27 protein-coding genes are annotated in these 25,123 nt (G+C 74.4%); 21 read left to right on the plus strand and 6 right to left on the minus strand.

The features are described 5' to 3' along the window. Window positions 1-15: 15 nt before the first annotated feature. The 4 genes from D4B81_RS18440 to D4B81_RS05470 are packed head-to-tail and all read left to right on the plus strand — an operon-like array spanning window position 16 to window position 2,200. A complete protein-coding gene (locus D4B81_RS18440; RefSeq protein ID WP_202613585.1) occupies window positions 16-186 on the plus strand; it encodes a VOC family protein in 171 nt (56 codons plus the stop codon). Further along, entirely contained in the window at window positions 186-410 is a 225-nt protein-coding gene (locus tag D4B81_RS18445) for a VOC family protein (protein ID WP_202613586.1), read from the plus strand. The genes D4B81_RS18440 and D4B81_RS18445 overlap by 1 nt, the downstream gene beginning before the upstream one ends. A gap of 60 nt (window positions 411-470) precedes the next feature. After that, a complete protein-coding gene (locus D4B81_RS05465; protein ID WP_122261475.1) occupies window positions 471-1,607 on the plus strand; it encodes a DNA glycosylase AlkZ-like family protein in 1,137 nt (378 codons plus the stop codon). Beyond that, the gene (locus D4B81_RS05470) at window positions 1,604-2,200 is read left to right on the plus strand and encodes a GNAT family N-acetyltransferase (RefSeq protein WP_122261476.1); all 597 of its coding nucleotides are present in this window, start codon (window positions 1,604-1,606) and stop codon (window positions 2,198-2,200) included. Before D4B81_RS05465 ends, D4B81_RS05470 begins: the two co-directional genes overlap by 4 nt. A gap of 57 nt (window positions 2,201-2,257) precedes the next feature. On the opposite strand, the gene D4B81_RS05475 is transcribed toward D4B81_RS05470, so the two are convergent. After that, window positions 2,258-2,491, minus strand: coding sequence for a hypothetical protein (locus D4B81_RS05475; RefSeq protein WP_122261477.1), 234 nt, complete (start codon window positions 2,489-2,491; stop codon window positions 2,258-2,260). A gap of 6 nt (window positions 2,492-2,497) precedes the next feature. Further along, a complete protein-coding gene (gene cofC / locus D4B81_RS05480; RefSeq protein WP_202613587.1) occupies window positions 2,498-3,118 on the minus strand; it encodes a 2-phospho-L-lactate guanylyltransferase in 621 nt (206 codons plus the stop codon). 37 nt (window positions 3,119-3,155) lie between these two features. Between cofC and D4B81_RS05485 the strand changes: the two genes are divergently transcribed. The 4 genes from D4B81_RS05485 to D4B81_RS05500 all read left to right on the plus strand — a co-directional run bounded on the left by D4B81_RS05485 (window position 3,156) and on the right by D4B81_RS05500 (window position 8,643). After that, window positions 3,156-3,908 (plus strand): lysophospholipid acyltransferase family protein, encoded by a 753-nt coding sequence (locus tag D4B81_RS05485; protein WP_122261656.1) that lies wholly within the window; start codon window positions 3,156-3,158, stop codon window positions 3,906-3,908. Beyond that, on the plus strand, window positions 3,905-4,906 hold the full coding sequence (locus D4B81_RS05490; RefSeq protein ID WP_122261479.1) for an NAD(P)H-dependent glycerol-3-phosphate dehydrogenase: 1,002 nt from the start codon (window positions 3,905-3,907) through the stop codon (window positions 4,904-4,906). Before D4B81_RS05485 ends, D4B81_RS05490 begins: the two co-directional genes overlap by 4 nt. Window positions 4,907-4,927: 21 nt before the next feature. Beyond that, a complete protein-coding gene (locus D4B81_RS05495; protein ID WP_122261480.1) occupies window positions 4,928-6,076 on the plus strand; it encodes a D-alanine--D-alanine ligase family protein in 1,149 nt (382 codons plus the stop codon). 602 nt (window positions 6,077-6,678) lie between these two features. Further along, window positions 6,679-8,643 (plus strand): hypothetical protein, encoded by a 1,965-nt coding sequence (locus D4B81_RS05500; RefSeq protein WP_161965000.1) that lies wholly within the window; start codon window positions 6,679-6,681, stop codon window positions 8,641-8,643. On the opposite strand, the gene D4B81_RS05505 is transcribed toward D4B81_RS05500, so the two are convergent. Together D4B81_RS05505 and D4B81_RS05510 are read right to left on the minus strand one after the other, a co-directional pair. Continuing rightward, window positions 8,633-9,109, minus strand: coding sequence for a DUF3515 family protein (locus tag D4B81_RS05505; RefSeq protein WP_122261482.1), 477 nt, complete (start codon window positions 9,107-9,109; stop codon window positions 8,633-8,635). The two genes, D4B81_RS05500 and D4B81_RS05505, sit on opposite strands and share 11 nt — an antisense overlap. Then, window positions 9,088-9,321 carry an Lrp/AsnC ligand binding domain-containing protein gene (locus D4B81_RS05510; RefSeq protein WP_097187862.1) on the minus strand — a complete coding sequence of 78 codons (234 nt, stop codon included), beginning with the start codon at window positions 9,319-9,321 and terminating at the stop codon, window positions 9,088-9,090. Before D4B81_RS05510 ends, D4B81_RS05505 begins: the two co-directional genes overlap by 22 nt. A gap of 69 nt (window positions 9,322-9,390) precedes the next feature. Here D4B81_RS05510 and thiL point away from each other — a divergent pair, with 69 nt between their 5' ends. Continuing rightward, window positions 9,391-10,407, plus strand: coding sequence for a thiamine-phosphate kinase (thiL, locus tag D4B81_RS05515; RefSeq protein ID WP_122261483.1), 1,017 nt, complete (start codon window positions 9,391-9,393; stop codon window positions 10,405-10,407). A gap of 77 nt (window positions 10,408-10,484) precedes the next feature. Here the strand turns inward: thiL and rpmB are convergent, their stop codons facing one another. After that, a complete protein-coding gene (rpmB, locus tag D4B81_RS05520; RefSeq protein ID WP_075958444.1) occupies window positions 10,485-10,670 on the minus strand; it encodes a 50S ribosomal protein L28 in 186 nt (61 codons plus the stop codon). A 178-nt stretch (window positions 10,671-10,848) separates the two neighbouring features. Here rpmB and D4B81_RS05525 point away from each other — a divergent pair, with 178 nt between their 5' ends. From D4B81_RS05525 to mutM, 9 genes are all read left to right on the plus strand, one after another. Next, the gene (locus D4B81_RS05525; RefSeq protein ID WP_122261484.1) at window positions 10,849-12,705 is read left to right on the plus strand and encodes a DAK2 domain-containing protein; all 1,857 of its coding nucleotides are present in this window, start codon (window positions 10,849-10,851) and stop codon (window positions 12,703-12,705) included. Beyond that, window positions 12,705-14,990, plus strand: coding sequence for an ATP-dependent DNA helicase RecG (locus tag D4B81_RS05530; RefSeq protein WP_122261485.1), 2,286 nt, complete (start codon window positions 12,705-12,707; stop codon window positions 14,988-14,990). The genes D4B81_RS05525 and D4B81_RS05530 overlap by 1 nt, the downstream gene beginning before the upstream one ends. Before the next feature lie 4 nt (window positions 14,991-14,994). After that, the gene (gene rsmD / locus D4B81_RS05535) at window positions 14,995-15,573 is read left to right on the plus strand and encodes a 16S rRNA (guanine(966)-N(2))-methyltransferase RsmD (protein ID WP_122261486.1); all 579 of its coding nucleotides are present in this window, start codon (window positions 14,995-14,997) and stop codon (window positions 15,571-15,573) included. A gap of 67 nt (window positions 15,574-15,640) precedes the next feature. Continuing rightward, complete coding sequence (locus D4B81_RS05540) at window positions 15,641-16,198, plus strand: hemerythrin domain-containing protein (protein ID WP_122261487.1); 558 nt, start codon at window positions 15,641-15,643, stop codon at window positions 16,196-16,198. A gap of 26 nt (window positions 16,199-16,224) precedes the next feature. Beyond that, a complete protein-coding gene (coaD, locus tag D4B81_RS05545) occupies window positions 16,225-16,719 on the plus strand; it encodes a pantetheine-phosphate adenylyltransferase (protein WP_122261488.1) in 495 nt (164 codons plus the stop codon). Between the two features lie 125 nt (window positions 16,720-16,844). Then, entirely contained in the window at window positions 16,845-17,441 is a 597-nt protein-coding gene (locus D4B81_RS05550; RefSeq protein ID WP_122261489.1) for a YceD family protein, read from the plus strand. A 1-nt stretch (window position 17,442) separates the two neighbouring features. Continuing rightward, complete coding sequence (gene rpmF / locus D4B81_RS05555; protein ID WP_097187854.1) at window positions 17,443-17,637, plus strand: 50S ribosomal protein L32; 195 nt, start codon at window positions 17,443-17,445, stop codon at window positions 17,635-17,637. A 15-nt stretch (window positions 17,638-17,652) separates the two neighbouring features. Beyond that, entirely contained in the window at window positions 17,653-18,477 is an 825-nt protein-coding gene (rnc, locus tag D4B81_RS05560; protein WP_122261490.1) for a ribonuclease III, read from the plus strand. 3 nt (window positions 18,478-18,480) lie between these two features. Then, window positions 18,481-19,380, plus strand: coding sequence for a bifunctional DNA-formamidopyrimidine glycosylase/DNA-(apurinic or apyrimidinic site) lyase (mutM, locus tag D4B81_RS05565; protein WP_122261491.1), 900 nt, complete (start codon window positions 18,481-18,483; stop codon window positions 19,378-19,380). Between the two features lies 1 nt (window position 19,381). Here the strand turns inward: mutM and D4B81_RS05570 are convergent, their stop codons facing one another. Next, on the minus strand, window positions 19,382-20,416 hold the full coding sequence (locus D4B81_RS05570; RefSeq protein WP_097187851.1) for a Gfo/Idh/MocA family protein: 1,035 nt from the start codon (window positions 20,414-20,416) through the stop codon (window positions 19,382-19,384). 23 nt (window positions 20,417-20,439) lie between these two features. Here D4B81_RS05570 and D4B81_RS05575 point away from each other — a divergent pair, with 23 nt between their 5' ends. The 3 genes from D4B81_RS05575 to D4B81_RS05585 all read left to right on the plus strand — a co-directional run bounded on the left by D4B81_RS05575 (window position 20,440) and on the right by D4B81_RS05585 (window position 25,115). Further along, window positions 20,440-20,721, plus strand: coding sequence for an acylphosphatase (locus D4B81_RS05575; protein WP_122261492.1), 282 nt, complete (start codon window positions 20,440-20,442; stop codon window positions 20,719-20,721). A 93-nt stretch (window positions 20,722-20,814) separates the two neighbouring features. Continuing rightward, a complete protein-coding gene (gene smc, locus D4B81_RS05580; RefSeq protein WP_122261493.1) occupies window positions 20,815-24,468 on the plus strand; it encodes a chromosome segregation protein SMC in 3,654 nt (1,217 codons plus the stop codon). Then, complete coding sequence (locus D4B81_RS05585; RefSeq protein ID WP_202613588.1) at window positions 24,465-25,115, plus strand: pyridoxamine 5'-phosphate oxidase family protein; 651 nt, start codon at window positions 24,465-24,467, stop codon at window positions 25,113-25,115. Before smc ends, D4B81_RS05585 begins: the two co-directional genes overlap by 4 nt. Window positions 25,116-25,123 lie beyond the last annotated feature (8 nt).

Raw genomic sequence — 25,123 nt, forward strand, 5'->3', positions numbered from 1 at the left:
AGAGAGGACCCCGCGATGTCACGTGTCGTGCACTTCGAGATCCATGCCGAGGACGTCGGGAGGGCCGTCGCGTTCTACGGCGACGTGTTCGGCTGGACGTTCGAGGACTGGAGCGAGTTCGCCGGGATGCCTACCAGGGCGCGATCACCGGGGAGGAGGGGGAGGCGGGCATCAACGGGGCCGTGATGCAGCGCCAGGGGCCCAACCCCGCGCCGGGCGGCGCGGTCGCCGGCGCCGTCCTCACGGTCGGCGTCGAGGACCTGGACGCGGTGGCGGCGGCGGTGGAACGCGCAGGCGGGGCCGTGGCCATGCCCAAGCACGCCCTGCCCGGGATGGCCTGGCAGGCCTACTTCCTGGACACCGAGAACAACGTCTTCGGTGTGCACCAGCCTGACCCCGAGGCCGCCTGAGGGCGAGGCGCTCGACAAGGGGGACCGGTCCTGTCCGCGGGTCCCCCCTAGGTTGGACGCATGAGCCCGCCGCACCGCCTCTCCCGTCGAGACGCGCGGCGGGTCGCCGTCCGCGCCCAGCTGCTGGCCCGGGACCGCCCGGTCGACGTCGTGGAGACCGTGCGGGACCTCGGGCACCTGCAGCTGGACTGGGTGCGGGCCGTGGCACCGGCACACCACCTCGTCCTGTGGTCCCGCATCGGCAGCGTCTACGACCCGGGTGACCTCGACCGCCTGCTGGGCGAGCGCGTGCTGGTCGAGCTGCTCGGTCATGTCCGCCCGGCGGAGGACCTCGTGCTTTACCGCGCCGAGATGGCGGCCTGGCCGGCACCGGCACCTGGCCGGGACGAGGTCCGGCCCTACCAGCGCGCCAACGCCGGCTGGGTGGGCGCGAACGACCGCGCGCGCCGCGACATCCTGGCCCACCTGCGCAGCGAGGGCCCCTCCCTGACCGGTGAGCTGCCGGACTCCGTCGACGTGCCCTGGACCTCGAGCGGCTGGACCAACGACAAGAACGTCCAGCGGCTGCTCGACTTCATGGTGGCCCGGGGGGAGGTCGCCGTCTCCCGGCGTGAGCGGGGCCAGCGGGTCTGGGACCTCGCGGACCGGGTGTACCCGGCCGGACCCACCCTCCCGCTCGCGGAGGCCCGTGCTGAGCAGGACCGTCGCCGGCTGGCTGCGCTCGGCCTCCTGCGCCCCCGGGGCCCGGAGTGCCCCACCGAGTCCCTGGACGCCGGGGACGCGGGGGAGGAGGTGGTCGTGGACGGGCTGCGGAACACCTGGCGGGTCCATCCGCCGCTGCTCGACGACCGGTCCTTCGCCGGACGCGCGGCGCTGCTCGGCCCGATCGACAGGCTGGTGTTCGACCGCACCCGGATGGGTGAGATCTTCGGCTTCGACTACGTGCTGGAGATGTACAAGCCCCGGGCGACGCGGAGGTGGGGTTACTACGCCCTCCCCGTCCTGGACGGCGACGAGCTGGTGGGCAAGCTCGACGCGGCGGCCGACCGGCGGGCCGGCGAGCTGCGCGTCGACGCCCTGCACGAGGACGGCGCCTGGAGCTCGGCCCGACGGGACCGCGTCGTCGCCGAGATCGAGGACCTGGCGCGGTGGCTCGGACTGCAGCCACGGCTGCCCGCGCACCTGGGGGGAGAGTGACGGCCGGGCTGCGGGTCGTCCCCGCCAACGAGGCGCCCTGGGAGGACCTCGCCGCCGTCCTCGGCACCCGTGGCCCGGCGAGCCGGTGCTTCTGCCAGCGCTACAAGCTGGCCCGGGGGGAGTCCTTCGCCGCCGTCCCGGCCGAGGAGCGTGCCTGGCGGCTGCGGGTGCAGACCGGCTGCGGGGACCCCGGCTCGGCAACCACGAGCGGGCTCGTCGCTTACCTCGACGGGGAACCGGTGGGGTGGTGCGCGGTGGAGCCGCGCGCGGCATACCAGGGCCTGGTGCGGGTCTTCACGGTGCCCTGGAAGGACCGGGACGAGGACCGGGAGGACGAGACGGTGTGGGCGGTGACCTGTCTCTTCGTGCGCGCCGGGCGGCGCCGGAGCGGCATCAGCCGGGCGCTGGCCAGGGCGGCCGTCACCCATGCGCGAGAGCGGGGGGCTCGTGCGCTGGAGGCCTACCCGATGCTCACCACGGCGGCCGTCGAGGAGGAGCTGCACGTGGGCACGGTGGGGACGTTCGCCGCAGCCGGGATGACCCAGGTCTCGGCACCGACGCCGCGCCGGGTGGTGATGCGCGTCGAGCTCTGACCAGGTCAGCGGATCGCCTCCCCCTGGCAGGTCAGCGGATCGCCTCCCCCTGGCAGGTCAGCGGATCGCCTCCCCCTCGCCGATGCCGACGATCCACAGCCTGGTGAGGTGGGCGCCGGGGGCCTCGGGGTCCTCCGGCGTGACGTCCACGGAGACGCGCTGGCCCGGCCGGAGGTGACGCAGACCGCTGGCGGCGAAGACCACTGGGTCGAACGGCAGCAGCCGCCCGGTGTCGAGCAGGACGCTGCCGGCGCCGGTCCCGAGGTCGAAGGTGTGCACGCTGGCCTGCATGGCACCTCACTCTAGGCGCGCGAGGGCGGCCCTGGTGTGCTTCCCGACCCCGAGGCTCAGCGCCTCCCCGAGGTCGGCCCAGGTGTCCACGTCGCGCCGTAGCCGGGGCAGGTCGAGAGCCAGGAGCGTCGCGGCGCGGGCGTGCCGGGCCGCGGAGCCGGGACCGAAGCGGGGGACCGGCCGGCCGCGGGTGGAGGTCAGCAGGACGGTGCCGGTCCCCTGCGCGTCGGGGACCACCGCCCCGGGGTATGCCGAACAGGTCGCGAGCGCGGCGCGCAGCGAGGCGGCGTCGAGCGCGGGCAGGTCGCCCAGGAGGACGGCGCACCAGGGTCCGGCGAGCGTCGCGAGACCCGCGGCGACGGCGTCGTCGAGGCCGGTTCCGGGGTCCGGGACGACCGTGGCCCCCAGGGTGAGCGCCGCCCGCCGCGCGTCCGCGTCGGAGGTGACGACGGTGACCTGCGCGGCCGGCACGGCACGGCATACCGCGTCGAGGGTGTCGCGGGCCACGGCCCGCGCGAGGTCGGGGCGTGAGAGGGGCGGAGGAGGGTCGAGGCGGGTCTTGGCCACGACGGCACGCTTGACGGGCACGACGACGTGCCAGGGGGTCGGCTCCGGCGCGCTGGTCACCGGGGCATCCTCCCGGCCGGGGCGGGGCAGTGCAAAGATGACGACCGTGAAGCGCCGTCCCATCCGCCAGCGGGTGCCCTGGTCCTACCGTGCGGTGATCGGCACCCTCCGACCCGTCCTCATGGGGATCACCCGCCGGGACTGGTCGGGCGGGGAGCACATCCCCGCCTCGGGTGCCTTCATCGTGGCGAGCAACCACTACTCCGAGGTCGACCCGCTCATGCTCGCGCACTTCCTCGTCGACCACGGGCGCCCGCCGTTCTTCCTGGCGAAGTCCTCGCTGTTCGCCGTCCCGGTGCTCGGTGCCGCGCTGCGCAGCCTGGAGCACGTCCCGGTCCACCGGGCGACGTCGCGGGCGACCGACGCGCTCGCCGCGGCCCGGGCGGCGCTGGCCGAGGGCAAGTGCATCGCGATCATGCCTGAGGGGACGTTGACCCGTGACCCCGACCTGTGGCCCATGAAGGCCAGGCCCGGGGTCGGGCGGCTGGCGCTGACGAGCGGCGCGCCGGTCGTCCCGGTCGGTCAGTGGGGGGCCCAGGAGGTGCTGGCGCGCTACGCCCGCCGACCCGGGAACCTGCTGCGGCGTCCGATCCAGAAGGTGAGGGCCGGCCCGCCTGTCGACCTGTCCGACCTGATGGCGCGCAAGGACGACCCACGGGCGCACGCCGAGGCGACGGCCCGGGTGATGGCCGCGGTCACCGGGCTGGTGGCCGAGCTGCGGGGCGAGACGCCGCCGGAGACGCCGTACGAGATGAAGGCCGGGGAGCGGCACCGGAGGACGAGCTCGTGAGCAGGGCGGCGATCTTCGGCGCGGGGAGCTGGGGCACCGCGTTCGCGCAGATCCTCGCCGACGGTGAGCTCGACGAGGTCACGCTGTGGGCCCGGAGGGAGGAGGTCGCGCGCGGGATCAGCGAGCAGCACCGCAACCCGGACTACCTCTCGGAGGTGGAGCTTCCGGGGTCGGTGTCCGCGACGACCGACCCCGCGGCCGCGGCCGAGGGGGCCGAGCTCGTGGTCCTGTCGGTGCCGTCCCAGAGCCTGCGGGACAACCTGGCTCGCTGGGGTGGCGTCATTCCGAAGGACGCGATCGTGGTGTCGCTCATGAAGGGCATCGAGCTCGGCACAGGTCTGCGGATGAGCGAGGTGATCGAGGCGTCCGGGGTCGGCAGCGAACGGATCGTCGTGGTGTCCGGGCCCAACCTCAGCAAGGAGATCGCCCAGCGGCAGCCGGCGGCCAGCGTCGTCGCCGGGGTGGACCACACCGCGGCGGACCGGGTGGCGCAGCTCGTCTCGCAGCCCTACTTCCGGCCCTACACCCAGACCGACGTGGTCGGGGCTGAGATCGGGGGTGCGGTGAAGAACGTCATCGCGCTGGCCGTGGGGATGGCCGAGGGACTGGGCTACGGCGACAACACCAAGTCCTCGCTCATCACCCGCGGTCTCGCCGAGACGACCCGGCTGGGGCAGGCGCTCGGTGCGGAGCCGGCGACGCTCATGGGGCTCGCCGGGGTCGGCGACCTCATCGCGACCTGCATGTCGCCGCTCTCGCGCAACCACCGGGTGGGTGTCGCGCTCGGGCAGGGGACGGGCATCGCCGAGCTCCTCTCGCTGCCGCACCAGACGGCGGAGGGCGTCAAGTCCTGCCGGTCGGTGGTCGAGCTGGCCGCCCGCAACGGCGTGGACATGCCGATCTGCGAGGGAGTGACCGCCGTGGTCGAGGGGCGGGTGACGCCCGAGCAGCTGACCGGGGCCCTGATGTCCCGCGCCCGCAAGCACGAACGAGGCTAGCTGCGGCTAGCATCGGGGCCGATGAGCAGCCACCCCGCAGCCCCGCCCGCCGACGGCCCCGGTCGTCGCACCCGTGTCGCCGTCGTCTTCGGCGGGCGGTCCGAGGAGCACTCGATCTCGTGCGCGACCGCGGCCAGCGTGCTGCGGGCCATGGACCGGGAGCGGTATGACGTCGTGCCCATCGGCATCACCCGCGAGGGTCACTGGGTGCTGGTCGAGGACGACCCGGAGGCGCTGGAGATCCGGGACGGTCGGCTCCCGCACGTGCCGGACACCGGGCGTCAGGTGATCGTCCCGCTCGGGGGCCTCGACCAGGACCTGCGGGTGGTGGCGACGGACGGGACGGTGGCCGACCTGGGACCGGTGGACGTGGTGTTCCCGCTCCTGCACGGCCCGTTCGGGGAGGACGGCACGATCCAGGGGCTGCTCGAGCTGGCGGACATCCGCTACGTCGGCTGCGGGGTGCTCGCGTCCGCAGCGATGATGGACAAGCACGTGATGAAGGTGCTCTTCTCCTCCGCCGGGCTGGCTGTCGGTCCGTACACCGTCATCACCGACCTGGACTGGCGCCGGGACCGCGCCGCCGCGCTCGACGCAGCCTCGGCGCTGCACTTCCCCGTCTTCGTCAAGCCGGCCAGGGCCGGGTCGTCGATGGGGGTCGTCAAGGTGGATGGCCCGGAGGAGCTGGAGGCCGCGGTCGACAAGGCTCGCTCCCACGACCCCAAGGTGCTGGTCGAGCAGGGTATCGCCGGTCGTGAGATCGAGTGCGGTGTGCTGCAGGGTCGTGGTGCGGACGTCCCGCGCATCAGCGAGGTGGGGGAGATCACGGTCGTCGGCGGCGGTCACGAGTTCTACGACTTCGAGGCCAAGTACCTCGACGAGGCCAGCGTCCGGATCCAGGTCCCCGCAGGCGTGAGCGACGGGGTCCGGGCGCAGGTGCGCGAGGTGGCGCGACGGGCTTTCGAGGTGGCGGGGTGCGAGGGGCTCGCGCGGGTGGACTGCTTCGTGACGGAGGCGGGGGAGGTGCTGATCAACGAGATCAACACGATGCCCGGGTTCACCCCCTTCTCCATGTACCCGCAGGCGTGGGCCGCTTCCGGCGTGTCCTACCCGGAGCTCGTCGACGAGCTCGTCCAGCTGGCCATGGCCAGGCCGCTCGGGCTGCGCTGACGGGGCAGGTGCGGGCGCTCTCCTCGCGGGCCGGCCGGGCGGTCTGCTCCCGGGCTCGGGCGGGCTCTCCTCCCGACACGTCTGGGCGGACCTCTCGGCGCCACCTGGTCCGCCCTCCGTCTCACACCGACACCCACAACCGTCCCTCGCCGGCATGGGTATCCACAGGGCCGGTGTGGCGCCGCCATTCTTCGAACAGACGTCCTAAGATAGAGGTACGTCCTTCCTTCCCGATCCGGGTCTACCGGGGGCTCAGGGTGGAGGGTGGGACGGTGATCGGGACGACGAGGGGAGGTGCGGTGATGGCGACATCGGCTGTAGGGCCGGGTCCGGAAGGAGGGGGTCCGGGCTGGCCCGGGGACGGCGCGCGTCGTGGGTCGAGCAGCTCCGCGTCGTGGCTGTCGGGCGCGATGTCCGGACCTCGCGGCCGGTATGCCTACGGGCGGGCCCCCTCGGCGCAGCTCCGCGAGCGTGCTGCACGGCGTGCCGGGTCAGGGGTGCGGATCCTCAGAGCCAGAGGGTGCTTCACGTCCTCCTCGTCGCCCTCTCCGTCGGCCATGTCGCCGGCCATGTCACCGGCAACGTGGCCCGGGGAGACGCGCGTGGATCCGTCAGTCCTGGCGTTGCGCCGGCTCGCGGCAGCCAGGTCGGCTCAGGATGCCGACCTCATCGACACGGTGGCCTCGCTGGTGCGCAGCGTGCGTGAGAAGGTGCTCGCCCGACGGGGACTGGTCGGCGTCCAGCTGGGTCAGGGCCAGGAACGATCCGTGGCGTCGGAGTCCCGGTCGCTGGCGGGCGCCGAGCTTGAGCTGGCGGCCGGGTTCGGCGTGACCGAGGCCCGGACCCTGGTGCGCGCCGCGACCGCGGAGGTGCCGGTGCGTGCCGTCGTGGACGCCGCGCTGCGGCGGGGAGAGGTCTCCTGGCCGCTGGTGCGCTGCTTCCACGACTCGACCTCCGGGCTCAGCAACCAGCAGCGACTACTCGTCGCCACCGCGCTGATGGGTGACGTCAAGGGTGTCGCGTCGTCGGAGAGGCTGGACCCTCACGGAGACCTCCATGGGAGGCCGTGGGGGCACCAGGGGTTCGCGACGGCCCTGGAGACCGAGGTGACCGCCTGCGCCTCCGCCGACGTCGCCGGTGAGCGGGCCCGCCGGATGCGTGCGTACGCCCGGCGACGGGCCACCGTGCGCGTGCACGACGACGGGACGGCGACCCTGCGGGTGAGCGGTCCGGCCGCCGGGGTCGTGGCGGCGGGGCAACGCCTCGACCGTGCCGCGCGTGTGCTGCGGCGCGCCGGCGACGAGCGCACGCTTGACCAGCTCAGGTCGGACACCGCCACCGCGCTGCTGATCTTCGGCACCATCCCCCTCCCCGGGGGCGACGACACCTCCCGCAGCGCGGAGGGTCGTCGGGACGCCGATACCGGTAACGACACTCCGACGCTGCGTGCTGACGAGGAGGGGCGGGACGGTGAGACGTCGGGTGACGGCCACACCGACGACAGCGGGAACAGGGACGGCCGGGACAGCGGTGGGGGAGTGGACGAGGTCCTCGCCCCGGACGACCTGGCGCACCTCACCCGCGTCCTGAACGCCCAGCCGGTGGTGCAGCTCCAGGTGGTGGTGCCCTACAGCGCGCTGTCCGGCGGGTTCCCGATCTGTGTCCGCTGCTGCCAGCCGTCGGACCTGAGAGACACCTCAGCCACTGCACCTGCGGGTCGTGCCGCCGGGCTCGACAGTCAGTCTGGCGCCGGGTCGGACCACCCTCCTGCCGGCGTCGGGCCCGACATTCTTTCTGCCACTGGGCCCGACCACCCTCCTGAGGATCGGGCGGAACCCGACCAGTGCGCCCTCCCCCCGAGCTGGCGCGCCCGGGGCAGGGTGGGACTGGCCACCGGGCCGCACCCGTTCTTCATCACCGACGGCCACGCCCGCGAGCTCGCGCTGCTGCCGGGCACGACCCTGCACCGGCTGGTCACCGACCCCCTCGACGGCAGGCTCGTCGAACGGACGATCACCAGCTACCGGCCGGACACCGACATGCGGCGCCAGGTCGTGGCTGCCGATCTCCTCAGCCGCGCTCCCGGCCCCCGGACCGGCGCCCACGCCGGCGAGCTGGACCACGTCACACCCTTCGGCTGGGCAGGTGGCACGACCACCGAGCTCAACCTCGCCCTCCTGGCCCGTCGACCCCACAAGTTCAAGACCGACGGCGCATGGCACCTCGTCCTGGGTGCTCGTCGAGACCTGACCGTGACGACGGTCCTGGGGCAGGTCGTCGCCACCCGCACCCACGACTACCGCTCGTACCTGCGGGCCGGATCCGACCTGGCCGTCCGACGGGACCGGGCCAACCGGCTCCTCTACGCCGGGCTCGCCGAGCACCCCGCCACCCGGTACCGCCGACGCCGGACCGACGCCGACAACGACACCTGCATCTCCCTGACCCACACCGACCCGACGAGCGGTGCCGAGCGTCCGGGACCAGGGCCCGGCAACCCGACCCTCCTCGACCTCCTGCGCCAGGAGCCCGACGACGGCGGTGCGGAGCCGGGGGTCAGTCCGTGACGGCGGAGCAGCGACCGAGGGTCTGGTCGATCGCGGACGCCGCGTCGGTGAAGGCGGGCAACCACAGGGGCGCCGTCTCGTAGTCCGCCGGGACGAGGACCTCGACGGCGGGCGTGCGGCCGTAGGTGGTGAACATCGTCCCGCCGTCGTCCAGGACCGTCGCCACCCAGTCGACCCCGTTGATGTCGATGCAGGGGTCCTCGGTCGGTCCGAGCGGCGCCTTGCCGCACCGCGCGACGATCGGTGGGTCCCCCCAGGCCGCGACGCCCCGTGACTGCACGGCCGTGACGCGCGGCTCCAGGTCCCCGACCCGCGCCGGCCAGGAGTCCGCCACCCGCTCGCAGGCGGGGGAGTCGGACTCGCCGAACGGCACGGCCCTCACGGCAGGTTCGCTCCCACAGGCGGCGAGGGTCAGGCTGAGGAGCGTGAGAGCGGCAGCGACCCTCAGAACTCGACGACGGTGCATGTGGTGGTGCGGGTGATCCGGGGCACAGCCTGGACCTTGGCGATCACCTCGCGGCCGAGCTCCTGCACGGTGCGCGCCGTGACGACGGCGATCACGTCGTAGGGGCCGGCGACGTCCTCGGCCGACTCGACGCCCGGGAGCTCCCTGACCGCCGTGGTCACGGTGGCGGACGCGCCCACCTCGGTCTGGATGAGGATGTAGGCCCTGATCACTGTTGCCTCCTGGTGACTGTGCCTCGGAGGCTACCGTGCGGGGGTGACCGCACGGCAGCAGGATCAGGTATGACGTACGGGCCCGGCTCGCTCGGTCAGGCCGGGGAGGCGGGCGTGCTGCGGGAGGTCTTCGCCGCTCTCGGGGACCCGGTCTCGCCGGACGTCCTCGTCGGGCCCGGCGACGACACCGCCCTCCTCCGGGTCCGTCGGGGCGCGGTGCTCGCGACCACGGACACCATGGTCCGGGGTCGGGACTGGCTCGACGAGTGGTCATCGGCGACCGACGTCGGCATCAAGGTCGTCACCCAGAACCTGGCCGACCTGGCGTCGATGGGCGGGGTCGGCACCGGTCTGCTGGTGTCCCTCGTGGCCGACCCAGGCCTGCCTCTCGCCTGGGCGCGCGAGCTCACGGCGGCGATCGGTGGCGCGGCCGGGCGTTCAGGTGTCCCCGTCCTGGGGGGCGACCTGTCGTCCGCCCCGTCGGGGGTGGTCATGGTGTCGGTGACCGCGCTCGGGGAGCTCGGGGACGGGGTGACGCGACCGGTGCTCCGCGCGGGGGCGCGGGCCGGGGACCTGCTCGCGGTGTCCGGGCAGCTGGGCCGTTCCGGGACCGGCTGGCTCCTCCTGCGTCAGGGCGTGCTGTCGGCTCGCTCCGATCCCGAGGCCGTCGCGCTGAGCCACCACCGCCGCCCCGTGACCGACCTGCAGAGGGGACCGGAGGCTGCTCGCGCCGGAGCGACGGCCATGCTCGACGTCTCGGACGGGCTGGTGCGGGACGCCGACCGTCTCGCCCGGGCGAGCCTGGTTCGTCTCGAGCTGGACGACGACGCCCTGCGCTCGATGGCGACGGCTCTCGTCCCCGCCGCCGACCCCGCGGACGCCATGACCCAGGTCCTCAGCGGAGGCGAGGAGCACGAGCTGCTGGCCACCTTCCCCCCGGGGCGCGTGCCCGACGGCTGGACGGTGATCGGCCGCACGGTCGACGCCGACGCGGTCGACGCCGACGCGAGGCAGGGACCTGGCGTGTGGCTCGATGGCGACAAGCTCGATCCCGCTCAGGGTGGCTGGGACCACTTCGGGGGATGAGCGCCGGTCGTGCCGGAGACGCGAAGAGCCGGCGTCACCCCGTGGGCGTCGCCGGCTCGAAGCGCGTCAGCCGCTGGTCAGCGGGTGACCTTGCCCGCTTTCAGGCAGGAGGTGCAGACGTTGAGTCGCTTGGGGGTGGACCCGACCATCGCGCGCACACGCTGGATGTTGGGGTTCCAGCGACGCTTGGTCCGGCGGTGCGAGTGCGAGATGCTGTGACCGAAGCTCGGTCCCTTGCCGCAGACGTCGCAAGTGGCAGCCACGGTGTTCTCCTGGTCTGTGTCGGGATGGTCGATGAGCCGGCGTCCGTCCGGCCGCCAGGCAACCGGCTCAGAGTACCGGACGTCGGCGCCCCCGCCCAAATCCCTGACCCGCCGACACGCGCGGACCACCACCCGTGCCCCGGCGGTCGGCCCGGGGTGCGCGGGCTAGGTTAGGCCCGTGCCCCGTCCCGTGCTCGACCTGCTCACCGCCCGACGCTGGGCCGTGACCTCTCGGGTCCTGCTGGCGGGGGCCCGGGAACGCATCGACGCGCTCAACGTCTTCCCGGTCGCCGACGGCGACACCGGGACCAACATGTACCTCACGATGGACGGGGCCCTCCAGTTCGTGCGGGGCCAGTTCGAGCTCGGAGCCGGCACCGAACGGCTCGCCGAGGGCCTCGCGCTCATCGCCCGCGGCATGCTCCTCGCGGCGCGCGGCAACTCCGGAGTCATCCTCTCCCAGCTGACCAAGGGCCTCTCCGACGCGGTGGGCCCTGACGTCGAGGTCGCCGGGCCGGAGGAGCTGGCGGCCGCGTTCGAGACCGCGGCCCGCACCGCCTGGGACGCGCTGGCAGCCCCGGTGGAGGGCACCATCCTCACCGTGGCCCGGGCCGCGGCGGAGGGGGCGAGGTCGGCCGTCGAGCGGGGGCACCCCCTGTACGGGCAGGCCGGGGACGAGCTCCTCGTGGGCCACGTCGTCAGCGAGGCCCTGGAACAGGCCCAGCAGGCCCTCGCACAGACCCCGGAGCTGCTGCCCGCGCTCGGGGTGGCGGGGGTCGTCGACGCCGGTGGCGCCGGTCTCGTATTGGTCATCGAGGCGTTGGAGGCGGTGCTCGAGGAGAGGCCCCACCTCGCGGTCGAGGAGCTGCCCACCTGGTGGGAGCTCCCGCCCACCGGTCCCGTCCCGGACCACCGGCTGCGCCACCCCGGTCACGACCACGACGGTCGGCGAGGGGCGCACGTCGACGCGGGTGAGCGGGGCGGGGTGGGCGGACAGGACGAGCGCGGCGAGCAGGGCGGGGTGGGCGAGGAGGGGGGCGTGGTGGAGGTCATGTACCTCCTGCGTGACACCGACCCCGAGCGGGCCGCCCGGCTCCGGGCGAACCTCGACCGCCTCGGCAGCAGCGTGGTGGTGGCGGGCGGACCCGCCGAGTACCGGGTGCACGTCCACCTCGACGACGCGCGGCTCGCCGTCGAGGCGGGGACCTTCGCGGGCATCGTCGAGGACGTGCGGCTCACCTCGCTCCAGGACGGGACCGACCTCGAGCACGAGGCGGCGGCCGACGACCACCACGAGGCGGCGGCCGACGGCGCCCCCGACGGAGTCTCTGACGGCGCCCCCGACGGCGCCCCCGAACGCTGCCCGAGCGCCCACCCGATCGCGGTGGTCGCCTGCGGGCTCGGCGCCGGCGTCCGCGCGCTGCTCGCCGCGGCGGGTGCCCAGGTGGTGGCCTCCGGTCCCCGTCACCGGGCGTCGGCGGGCCAGCTCCTGGCAGCCATGTGGGCCTGCGGGGCCGAGCACGTCGTCGTCCTGCCCAACGACCACGACACCGTGATGGTCGCCCGTGCGGCCGCGGACGAGGCCGCCCTCCGCGGCCTGGACGTGCACGTCGTCCCCACGGGCACCCTGGTGGAGGGACTCGCCGCGCTCGCCGTCCTCGACCCTGCGGCCGAGGTCCGGGGGGTCGTCACGGCGATGTCCGAGGCTGCCGAGGCCTGTCGCCCGGGCGCCCTCACCCTGGCGCAGCGCGACGCCGACACCCCCGTCGGCCCGTGCCGCGCGGGGCAGTGGCTCGGGATCGTCGACGGCGCCATCACGGCCGTCGGGGACGAGCTCGACCCCGTGGCCAGGGCCGTCCTGGACGAGCTCTGGCACGACGAGGCCGAGGTGCTGACGGTGGTCCTCGGCGCGACCGCACGACCAGGTGACCTGGACACCGTCCTGTCCGACCTCACGGCGCGGCACGCCGGCGCCGAGGTCGTCCGCATCGAGGGGGGCCAGCCGACCTACCCCTACCTCCTCGGGGTCGAGTGATGGGTGTCGACCTGGACACGCGCCTCCGGACGGTCGTCGGAGCCGGGGCCAAGCGCCTCGAGGACGCACGGGGCCTGCGCACCGTGGCAGACCTGCTCAACTTCCTCCCGCGGACCTACCTCGACCCGGCCCGGTCGACGTCCTTCCGCGAGATCCCGCACGGCGAGGACGTCGTCGTGGTCGGCACCGTCACCGAGGCCGTCCTCCACCAGATGCGCGCCCGGAAGGGCAGGATGCTCGTCGTCACCGTGAGCGACGAGTTCGGCGGCCGGATCAAGCTCACCTTCTTCAAGCCCTTCGGCCACCAGGACCGCCTGGTCCCCGGAGCCCGCGTGGTCTGCTCCGGGCAGGTGGGCACCTACAAGGAGACGCTCCAGCTCACCCACCCCGACTACGCCGTCCTCGACGACCCCACCGGGAAGTCCTCGGGCGGCTGGTTGCTCGGGGGGCTCGTCCCGGTCTACCCCGCGACCCCCCGGCTCAGCCCCATCGTCCACGGTGACCTGCTCGACCTCGTCCTGCACGCCCTCACCGACCTCCCCGACCCGCTGCCCGAGGACGTCCGCGTCGGGAAGGGCCTGCCGGACCTGCTCGAGGCCTACACGCTGGTCCACCGCCCACGCACCGAGGCCGACCACCGTCGCGCGCGCTGGCGGCTGAAGTACCAGGAGGCCTTCGTCATCCAGGCGGCGCTTGCCCGGGCCCGGCTGGCCAGCGACGCCACCCCGGCCGTGCCCCGCACGCCGGTGCCGGGGGGCCTGGTCGACGCGCTGCTGGACCGGCTGCCCTTCGAGCTGACCGCCGGGCAGCGGGCGGTGCTGCAGGAGATCCACGACGACCTGCGCCGCGACGTCCCCATGCACCGTCTCCTGCAGGGTGAGGTCGGGTCGGGCAAGACCGTGCTCGCCCTGCTCGCCATGCTCACCGTCGTGGACGCCGGGGGGCAGGCCGCGCTCCTCGCACCGACCGAGGTGCTCGCGTCGCAGCACCACCGCGGCATCACGGCCATGCTCGGACCGATCGCCGAGGGGGGGATGCTCGGCGGGATGGACAACGGCACCCGCGTGGCCCTCCTGACCGGGAGCCAGGCCGCGGCGGAGCGCCGCAAGGCCCTGCTCGCCGCCGCCTCGGGCGAGGCCGGCATCGTCATCGGCACGCACGCCCTGATCCAGGACACCGTCCAGCTCGCCGAGCTCGGGCTGGTCGTGGTCGACGAGCAGCACCGCTTCGGCGTCGAGCAGCGCGACGCCCTCCGGGCCAAGGCCGCGCTCGCCCCCCACGTGCTGGTGATGACGGCCACCCCGATCCCGCGCACGGTCGCGATGACCGTCTACGGCGACATGACCACCTCGACCCTGCGCGAGCTCCCGCGGGGACGTCAGCCGATCACCACGCACGTGGTGACGGGGGAGAAGGAGCGCTGGGTGGGCAGGGCCTGGGTGCGCGTCGCCGAGGAGGTGCGTGGCGGCGGACAGGTGTATGTCGTCTGTCCCCGGATCGGGGCCGAGGACGACCCCGACCTGCCGGCGGGGTCGACGGTCGGCCCCGGTCTGCCGATGTCCCCCCGCGGCCAGGGCGCCCCGGCGCCGGACGCGGACGCCACCGTCCCCGCCGTCGAGGACGGGCCTGCCGCCGGAGGGGACGACGAGGACGTCGCCGGCCCCGGACCCCAGCTGCACGGCGTGCACCAGGTCGCCCGGGCGCTGCGCGCCCTTCCGGCGACCCGCGACCTGCGCCTGGAGGAGCTCCACGGCCGGATGACCAGCGAGGAGAAGGACCGCGTCATGCGAGCCTTCTCCGCGGGCGAGGTCGACGTGCTCGTCTCCACCACGGTCATCGAGGTCGGGGTCGACGTGCCCGACGCCACCACGATGGTGGTGCTCGACGCTGACCGCTTCGGCATCTCCCAGCTGCACCAGCTGCGCGGTCGGGTCGGACGGGGTGGCCGCCCGGGCCTGTGCCTGCTCGTCACGCAGGGGCACGAGGGTGACCCCGGTGCCGTCGAGCGCCTCCAGCAGGTGGCGGCGACCACCGACGGGTTCGAGCTGGCCCGGCTCGACCTGGAGACGCGCCGCGAGGGTGACGTCCTGGGTGCCACCCAGAGCGGGGGTCGGAGCGGTCTGAGGTTCCTGCGCCTGGCGCGTGACGAGGACCTCATCGTCGAGGCGCACGAGGCCGCCTGGGCCACCGTCGAGGCCGATCCCGACCTCGTCACGCTCCCGGCGCTGCGCCGCGAGCTCGACCGGCTCGACGCCGAGCGGGCCGCGTTCCTGGAGCGGGGGTGAGGAGATGACGCGCATCATCGCCGGGCGCGCCGGGGGGCGCACCATCGCGGTCCCCCGGGGCAGCGAGACCCGCCCGACCACCGACCGGGTCCGGGAGGCCCTCTTCTCCCGGGTGGAGGCGCTGACGGACCTCGGCGGGGTGCGCGTGCTCGATCTCTACGCCGGCTCCGGCGCGCTCGGGCTGGAGGCGGTCTCCCGGGGTGCCCAGCACCTCCTCGCGGTGGAGAAGCACCGGCCCACGGCCGCCCTGGTGACCCGCAACGCCCGCGAGCTGGGGATGGCGGACGCCGTCGAGGTCCGCGCGGCCGCCGTCGACCGGGTCCTGCGCCACGGCCCGGCCGGGCCCGGCTACGACCTCGCGCTCCTCGACCCGCCCTACCCCCTCGCGGAGGACGACCTGGCCGCGGTGCTCGCCCTGCTGGTCACCGCCGGCTGGCTGGCCCCTGACGCCCTCGTCGTGGTCGAGCGCAGCACCCGGTCGCCGCAGCCCACGTGGCCCCCCGGCCTCACGCACCTCCGCACCCGCGCCTACGGCGAGACGGCGCTGCACCTGGCCGAGCCCGTGCGGCATACCCCGGGGTGAGGGTGCCACCGGGGGTGCCGCGACCCCCGGAGGTGCGTCCCCGCCCGCGCGGTGCCACGATCTGCCCATGACCGACTACGCGATCCCCCGTCCCGTCTCCGGTGACGTCGTCGACCTCATCCTCGAGGACCACCGTCTCTTCGAGTCGCTCATGCGCGAGATGCGCGACAGCACCGCGGACCGCGCCGCCGCCCGCGAGGCGTTCGCCGACGTGCTCGTCGCGCACGGCGAGGCCGAGGAGCACCAGGTCTACCCGCGCCTGGAGAAGCGCACCGAGGACGTCGACGCCGAGGAGGTCCACCACGGCGAGGAGGAGCACGCCCAGATCAACGAGGCGCTGCTGGCGCTGCTGGAGGCCAGGGGGACCGACACCCAGAAGTTCGAGGACGCCGTCGAGAAGATGAACGAGGTGCTGCAGCACCACCTCACCGAGGAGGAGCTGAGCATCCTCAACCCCGCCCGCGAGGAGGTCCCGGAGGCTGAGCGCAGGAGCCTGGGGGAGGCGTTCCTCAAGGCCCGCAGCGAGCACCTGGACGAGCGTGCCGGCTCGGTCGAGAACGTCCGCCGCCTCGTCCAGGAGGCCCACGACAAGGGCCTGCTGCCCGCCGAGGGGGAGGAGAGCTGACCCGGGCGGACGGCGAGGGTCGGGGTATGGCGTCGCCTCCCCGCCGCTGCGTGTGCCCCGGGTCCTTCGACCCGGTCACCAACGGCCACCTGGACGTCGTCGTGCGGGCGGCGCGGATCTTCGACGAGGTGGTGGTGGCCGTCCTGCACAACCCCGCCAAGCGGGGGACGTTCCCCGTCGGACAGCGGCTTGAGCTCGTCGAGGAGTCGCTGCCGGAGCGGGTGCGCGACCAGGTCACGGTCGCGGCCTTCGCCGACCGGCTGCTCGTGGACGTCTGCCGCGAGGTGGGGGCCGGGGCGATCGTCAAGGGTCTGCGCGGCGGCACCGACTTCGCCTACGAGCTGCCGATGGCCCGGATGAACACCCACCTCACGGGTGTCGAGACGGTCTTCCTCCCGGCCGACCCGTCGCTGGAGCACGTGTCCAGCTCCCTGGTCAAGGAGGTGCACCGCTACGGCGGCGACGTCACCGGCCTGGTCCCCGACGGCGTCCTCCGCGCGCTGAGGTCGCTCACGCCCTGACTGCGGGTTTGAGTCGGGGGCGTCCGCTCGGCTAGTCTGGTGCGTCGGTCTGACGTCTCACTGCGTCTCGCAGCGGGCGTGACCGTTCCCTGACCGCACGAACATCCACACGAGGACGCGAGATCATGGCTGCGCACGAGACGGAGCGCACCTGGGTGGTCGACACCCGGGAGCTCATCCGCCGGCCGGGCAGCATGAAGGAGCTCTCCTGGACGTTGTCGGCGCCCGAGCGCATCGGGACCGACGTCATCGGCATCCAGGCTGGTCAGCAGGTCGGTCTCGACCTGCGGATCGAGTCGGTCGTCGAGGGCGTGCTGGCGACGGGGACGGCCACGGCCACGGCGAGCGGGGTGTGCGTGCGGTGCCTGGACGAGGTCGGCGAGGACCTCGCGGTCTCGTTCCAGGAGCTGTTCGCCTATCCCGAGCGGGCGGCCCACCACCACAAGGTGGCCGGGCACCCCGCTCGCGATGACGCGGAGCCCGAGGAGGAGCAGTACGAGCTGGACGGCGACCTGATGGACCTCGAGGAGGTCGTGAGGGACGCGGTCGTGACGGCACTGCCCTTCCAGCCGGTGTGCCGGGACGACTGTCCAGGGCTGTGCCCCGAGTGCGGGGCACGCCTGGCGGACGACCCGGAGCACCACCATGACGTGATCGACCCCCGGTGGTCGGCGCTCGCCAGCCTGGCGGCACCGGCCGATGACGACGAGAAGAGGAATTGACGTGGCCGTTCCCAAGCGGAAGATGTCCCGCTCGAACACCCGGAGCCGCCGCTCCCAGTGGAAGGCTGCGCCCATCGCGCTGTCCACCTGCCCGCAGTGCGGCTCGGTGCGCACCCCGCACCAGGCGTGCACCTCCTGCGGCACCTACGCCGGTCGCCACTACGTGGCCGCCGAGCGCACCGAGCACCAGGACTGAGCGAACGCGGACCGTATGCGCCCCGTCGCCGAGCTCAACGACATCCTCGAGGGGATCGTCGGCGAGCGGTGCGACGAGGCGCTGCTCCTGCGCGCCCTCACGCACCGGTCCTACGCCTACGAGAATGACGGCGTCCCCCACAACGAGCGCCTGGAGTTCCTCGGTGACGCCGTCCTGGGGGTCGTGGTCACGGACACGCTCTACCGCTCCCACCCCGACCTGCCCGAGGGCCGGCTGGCCAAGCTGCGCGCCGCCGTCGTCAACTCGCGCGCCCTCGCCGAGGTCGGCAGGGCGGTGGGCCTGGGTGAGTTCGTGCTCCTGGGCAAGGGGGAGCAGACGACCGGCGGACGCGACAAGTCCTCGATCCTGGCCGACACCACCGAGGCCGTGATCGGCTGCGTCTACCTCTCCGCGGGGATGCCGGCCGCGGACGCGCTGATCCACCACCTGCTGGACCCGCTCATGCGGCGCAGCGCCGCGCTGGGGGCGGCACTCGACTGGAAGACCAGCCTCCAGGAAGTGGCCGCGACCGGCGAGATGGGGGTGCCCGAGTACCGAGCGCAGTCCGAGGGCCCCGACCACGACAAGTCCTTCACCGCCGAGGTCGTCATCGACGAGGAGGTCGTCGGCACCGGACAGGGCCGGTCGAAGAAGGGGGCCGAGCAGCGGGCCGCCGAGGCCGCGTGGCGCGCCCTCACCGAGCGGGCCGCGCGGGTCTCCGAGGTGGAGCCCACGGCCGCGACCGGCCCGGTGGACGGGGTGGACGGGGTGGAGGCAGCCGACGGGGTGGACGAGGTCGACGCGGTGGGTGCCGTGGGCGAGCCGGCCACCAGCAGCTGACCCGTGCCCGAGCTGCCCGAGGTCGAGGTGGTGCGGCGCGGGCTGGCCCACCACGTCGTGGGGCGCACGGTCTCGCGTGCCGTGCTCACCGGGTCACGGGTGGCACGACGCCACGCCGCCGGACCGACCGACCTCACCGACCGGGTCGTGGGCGCGCGCATCCTCGCCGCGGACCGTCGCGGGAAGTACCTCTGGCTCGTCCTCGAACCCCCCGAGGACGACATCCTCGCGCTCGTCGTCCACCTCGGCATGAGCGGCCAGCTCCTCGTCCAGGACGCCGCGGCCGCGCCGGAGAAGCACCTGCACGCCCGCTTCGACTTCACCGACGGCGGGCCGCAGCTGCGGTTCGTCGACCAGCGCACGTTCGGCGGGCTGGCGCTCGCGGAGCTGCACGCCGACCAGCGCGGCGCCCCGGACGGGGTGCACGTGCACGGCATACCCGCCCCGGTCCTGCACATCGCCCCCGACCCCCTCGAGCCCGCGTTCGACCGTGCCGGGACGGTGCGCCGGATGCGGTCGCGGGACAGCGAGGTCAAGCGCGTGCTCCTCGACCAGTCCGTGGTGAGCGGCATCGGCAACATCTACGCCGACGAGGCGCTGTGGCGCGCGGGCGTGCACGGTCGTCGGTCCGCCTCCGCGCTGACCCGGCCCGCCCTGGCCCGGGTCCTCGACCACGCCGCGGAGGTGATGCGCGAGGCGCTGGGTCAGGGCGGGACGAGCTTCGACGCGCTGTACGTCAACGTCAACGGCGCCAGCGGCTACTTCGACCGCTCGCTCGCCGTGTACGGCCAGACCGGCCGACCGTGCCCCCGCTGCGGGACCCCCGTGCTGCGCGAGCAGTTCATGAACCGCTCCTCCCACTTCTGCCCGCGGTGCCAGCCGCGACCACGGGTGAGCCGGTAGGTCAGGTGTGCAGGGGCTCCTCCTCCTGCGGGTAGCGCACCCCGAGCTCGCGCCGGGCGCTCTCCAGGATCGTCATGATGGCCACGGTGTCCGCGTGCGGGACGAGGGGTGACTCCACCAGACCGGAGCGCAGGCACCGGTGGAACTCGTCCACCTCGTGCAGGAAGTGGTGGCGCGGGCCGTCCACCCACTCGCTGTCGTGGCCGCGGTGGAGGGTGAAGGACTCGGGGTCGTTGACGGGTCCGTGGACCTCGATCCAACCCTGGGTGCCCCGGACCACCGTCCGCGACGCCCCGTGGCTGCGGGAGTCGCAGAGCACCTGGACGAGGCCACCCTCCCGCGTCATCCACTGCAGCGCGGCCAGGTCGTCGGCGCCGGTCGGGGCGGTCGAGCCGAGGACCTGCAGGTCCGTCGGGTGACCGACGAGCAGGTGTGCGAGGGTGACCGGGTAGACCCCGATGTCGAGCAGCGCCCCGCCCCCGTTCTCCAGGTCGAAGAGCCGGTGCTTCTCGTCGTAGGGGAACGGGACCGTGAAGGCGGCGGAGAAGGAGCGGACCGTCCCGATGTCGCCCCGGCGGACCCTCGTGACGACGTCGCGCACGACGGGCAGGCAGCGGGTCCACATCGCCTCCATCGCCAGCACCCGGCGGGCTCGTGCGGCCTCGAAGATGGCCTCCGCCCCGGCGACCGTGAGCGCGACGGGCTTCTCCACCATCACGTGCTTGCCGGCCGCGATGCAGGCCAGGGCCTGCTCGGTGTGGAAGGGGTGGGTGCTGGAGATGTAGACGGCGTCGACGTCCTCGTCGACGTAGAGGTGGTGGTAGCTGCCGTAGGACCGCTCGATGCCGTGCCGCTCGGCGAAGGCCCGGGCGCGCCCGCCGTCCCGCGCGGCGACGGCCACCACGCGCCCGCCGGTGCTGCGCTGGACGGCCTCGGCGAACGCGCGCGCGATGCCCCCGGCCGCGAGCAGCCCCCAGCGGACCGGGCGGTCGACGAGGGGCGGGTAGACCGGGCTGGTGCTGTGCTGCAGGTCCATGGCCCCACCGTAGTGTCGGAGGCGTGGAGCGTGCGCTGATCTTCGTGCGGGGCCGGGTGCAGGGCGTCGGCTTCCGGTGGTGGACCCGGGCCCGGGCCCTGGAGCTGGGCCTGGTCGGCCATGCGCGCAACCTGCCCGACGGGCGCGTGGAGGTGCAGGCGCAGGGGGAGCCGGACCAGGTCGACGCGCTCGTCGCCCTGCTGCGGGAGGAGGTCTCGATGCGCAGCCGGCCCGGTCGGGTGGACGGGGTCGTGGTGCAGCGGCACCCGCCGCGGGAGGGGCTCGTGGGTTTCGCCGAGCGCTGACGCGCCGGCCCGGTCCGTCCGCCTGCCGGGTCACGGCATACCGCGCGGGTATCGTGACGGCACCAGCCCCGTCGACCGGAGAAGCGCGACCGCGTGTACGTCAAGAGCCTGACCCTGCGGGGTTTCAAGTCGTTCGCCTCCGCGACGACCCTGCGCCTGGAGCCCGGCATCACCTGCATCGTGGGGCCCAACGGCTCGGGCAAGTCCAACGTCGTCGACGCGCTGGCGTGGGTCATGGGCGAGCAGGGGGCGAAGAGCCTGCGCGGCGGCAAGATGGAGGACGTCATCTTCGCCGGCACCTCCGGCCGCCCCCCGCTGGGCCGGGCCGAGGTGTCGCTGACGATCGACAACAGCGACGGCGCCCTGCCGATCGACTACGCCGAGGTGACGATCACCCGCACGATGTTCCGTTCCGGCGGGTCCGAGTACGCCATCAACGGCACCGGCTGCCGCCTGCTGGACGTGCAGGAGCTGCTGTCCGACAGCGGGATCGGTCGCGAGATGCACGTCATCGTGGGCCAGGGCCAGCTCGACACCGTCCTGCGGGCCACGCCGGAGGAGCGCCGCGGCTTCATCGAGGAGGCGGCCGGCGTCCTCAAGCACCGCAAGCGCAAGGAGCGGGCGCTGCGCAAGCTGGAGTCGATGGAGGGCAACCTCACCCGCCTCGGCGACCTCACCACCGAGATCCGCCGGCAGCTCGGACCCCTGGGTCGGCAGGCCGAGACGGCCCGCCGGGCCGCGACGATCCAGGCCGAGGCGCGTGACGCCCGGCTGCGCATCCTCGCCGACGACCTCGTGCAGCTCACCAGCGCGCTGGAGCAGGAGATCGCCGACGAGCGGGCCCTGGTCCGTCGCCGCGAGGCCGCCCAGGAGGCGCTCGCGACCGCCGAGGAGGCGGTCGCCGGCCTCGAGGCCGAGCGGGCCCGGCTGACGCCGGCCCTGACCGAGGTGCAGGACCGGTGGTACACCCTGTCGTCGCTCGTGGAGCGTCTGCGCGCCCTGCGTGACCTCGCGGGCGAGCGCGTCCGTCTCCTCGGGGCCGAGGAGGAGGAGCTGCGCGCCGAGGAGCAGGGGCGTGGCGGCGCGAGCTCCCGCGACCCCGAGCAGCTGCGCGCCCAGGCCGAGCAGGTGCGGGCCCAGGAGACGGCGCTGCTCGCCACGGTCGCGGACCTGGCCAGGGCGCTCGCCGACGCCGAGGAGGAGCGCTCGGCCGCCGAGGCCGCGCACGCCGAGGAGCAGGCGCGGCTGCAGCGGCTGGCGCGGGCCGTGGCCGACCGGCGCGAGGGCCTGGCCCGGCTCGCCGGTCAGGTCGCGGCCCGGCGTACGCGCGTCGAGGCGGGGGAGGGCGAGGTCGCGCGTCTCACCGAGGCGGCGCAGGCGGTCCTGGGACGGGCGTCGAGGGCGGAGCAGGACTTCGCCGCGCTGGAGTCGACGGTGCTCGACGTCGAGCAGGGCGAGGAGGGGCTGGACGAGGCCCACGAGCAGGCCGAGGAGCGACGCGTGTCGGCCGAGACCGAGGTGCGTCGTCTCGAGGAGGAGCTGCGCGAGGCCCAGGGGGAGCAGGGGGCCCACCGCGCCCGGGTGGAGGCGCTCGCCCTGAGCCTGCGGCGGACCGACGGCGCCAGCGCGCTGCTCGCGGAGGGCGGCCAGGGTCACGGGGTGAAGGGCTCGCTCAGCGGTCGCCTGCGCGTGGAGGCGGGTCGGGAGGCCGCGGTCGCCGCCGCCCTGGGCTGGGCCGCCGAGGCGCTCGTCGTCGACGGGCTGGACGGCGCCCGCGCCGCGCTGCGCTGGCTGCGGGAGCAGGACCAGGGCCGGGCCGGTCTGCTCGTGGACGGGTCCGTCGTCGGGGGGACGGGGACGGAGCCGGCCTGGCCGGACCTGCCCGGGTATGCCGTGTGGGCCGCCGACGTCGTCCGTGTGCCGGGCGGGGACACAGCGCTCGGCGGGGTGGTCACCGGGCTGCTGGACCGGGTGGCGCTCGTGGGTTCCGACGAGGAGGCGTCCCGGCTCGTCCGCGAGCTCCCCGGGGTGACGGCGGTGACGGACGCGGGGGACGTCTACGGCCCGGGCTGGGTGCGCGGCGGCTCCAGCGCGGCGCCCAGCCTCCTCGAGCTGCAGTCCGCCCACGACGAGGCCCAGGCGGGCGTGGCCACGGCGACCGCGCGGGCGGAGCGCCTCACCTTCGAGCTGGGCGCCGCCCGGACGGCGCTCGAGGCCGCGGAGAGCGAGGCTGACGCCACGCTGGAGGCGTTGCACGAGAACGACGCCCGGATGACCGCCGTCGCCGAGCAGCTCGCCCAGCTGGGGCAGACCATGCGGGGCGCCCGGTCGGAGCACGAGCGCACGGCGGCGGCGATCGGCACCGCCCAGCAGCGTCTCGAGGCGGCCCGGACCGAGCTGGAGGAGCTGCAGGGACGGCTCGTCGCCGCCGAGGAGGAGCCGGGGCAGACCGCGGAGCCGGACACCGCCGAGCGCGAGCGGCTCGCGGAGGTTGCGGCCCGGGCCCGCAGCGCAGAGACCGAGGCCCGGCTGGCGCTGCGCACCTCCGAGGAGCGGGCCCGGGCGCTGACCGGCCGCGCCGAGGGGCTGGAGGCGGCGGCGCGCAACGAGCTGGCCGCCCGGCAGCGTGCCGCCGCGCGGCGTGCCCGCCGGGCCGAGGACCGGCGCACGGCGGAGGCGGTGGCGACGGGCGCGGCATACCTGCTGGAGCGGGTGGGCGAGCTGCTGGGCGTCGCGACGACCGGACGTGACGCCGCCCGCGCCGAGCAGGCGCGGCTCGACGAGACGACGGCCCGGGCGCGCACCCGGGTGAGCGAGGTCGCGGCCGAGCTCCGCGACGTCACCGACTCGGTGCACGCCGACGAGATCGCCCGGGCGGAGCAGCGCCTGCGGATCGAGGCGCTGGAGACCAGGGCGGTGGAGGAGCTGGGGGTGGACGCGGTGACGCTGGTCGAGGAGTACGGACCCCACCGGCCGGTGCCGCACGTGCCCGGTCCGGACGAGTCGCCCGACGACCCCGACCTGCCCGGCCCGACGCCCTTCGTCCGGGAGGTGCAGGACAAGCGGCTGCGCACCGCCGAACGGCGGCTGGCCCAGCTGGGCCGGGTCAACCCGCTGGCGCTGGAGGAGTATGCCGCGCTCGAGGAGCGGCACTCCTTCCTCGTCGAGCAGGTGGAGGACCTGCGGCGGTCCAAGGCCGACCTGCTGCACATCGTCAAGGAGGTCGACGAGCGGGTCGAGCGGGTGTTCGCCGAGGCCTTCCACGACACGGCCGCCCAGTTCGAGCGGGTCTTCGCCCGGCTCTTCCCCGGCGGCGAGGGACGGATCACGCTCACCGACCCGGACAACATGCTGACCACCGGCATCGAGGTCGAGGCCCGGCCGCCGGGCAAGCGGATCAAGCGGCTGTCGCTGCTCTCCGGCGGGGAGCGGTCGCTGACCGCCGTCGCGCTCCTCGTCGCGATCTTCAAGGCGCGACCCAGCCCGTTCTACATCATGGACGAGGTGGAGGCGGCCCTGGACGACACCAACCTCGGCCGGCTGATCACGCTCTTCGAGGAGCTGCGCGACTCCTCCCAGCTCATCGTCATCACCCACCAGAAGCGGACGATGGAGATCGCCGACGCGCTGTACGGCGTGTCGATGCGCGGCGACGGCGTCACGACCGTGGTGAGCCAGCGGGTGCGCGACGTCACGCCCGAGGGCGTGCGGGCGAGGCAGGCCGAGCCCGAGGAGGTCGCCACGTGACTGCCCCGAGGACGATCCGCCGGCTGGGTGAGCGGTCCCGCCGGGAGCGTGCCGAGCTGGACGCCGTGCTCGACGCCGGGCTCGTCGGCACGCTGTCGACCGTCGTCGACGGTCAGCCGTGGGTGGTGCCGATGCTCTACGTGCGCGACGGGGACCGGATCCTCCTGCACGGCTCCACCGGGGCCGGGGCGCTGCGGCACGTCGCGGCGGGCGCACCGGCCGCGCTCAGCGTCGTGCACCTCGACGCGGTCGTCGTGGCCCACAGCACCTTCGACTCCTCGGCCAACTACCGGTCGGCGGTCGTCTACGGGACCCTGCGGCCCATCCTCGACCCGGAGGGGAGACGCGTGGCGCTGACGCGCGTCTCGGACGCCATCCTGCCGGGGCGGGAGGCCGAGGTGGAGCCGATGAGCGCGCGGGAGGTCGCGGCCACCCAGGTGATGCAGCTGGAGGTGCACGAGGGGGAGTGGCTGGTCAAGGTGCGCACCGGGGGCCCCGGGGAGCCGGTCCGGCCCACCGGCGCGTGGACCGGCGTCGTGCCCCTGCGGGTCGTCGCCGACGAGCCGGTCCCGGACCCGAGCAGCGCCGGTGAGCCGGTGCCGGCGTCCGTGCAGGAACGCGTGAGGCGGGGCGTCAGCGCCGTGTGAGGCGTCTC

The organism is Ornithinimicrobium cerasi, assembly GCF_003702705.1.
In the GTDB taxonomy this organism is placed as follows: Bacteria; Actinomycetota; Actinomycetes; order Actinomycetales; family Dermatophilaceae; genus Ornithinicoccus; species Ornithinicoccus cerasi.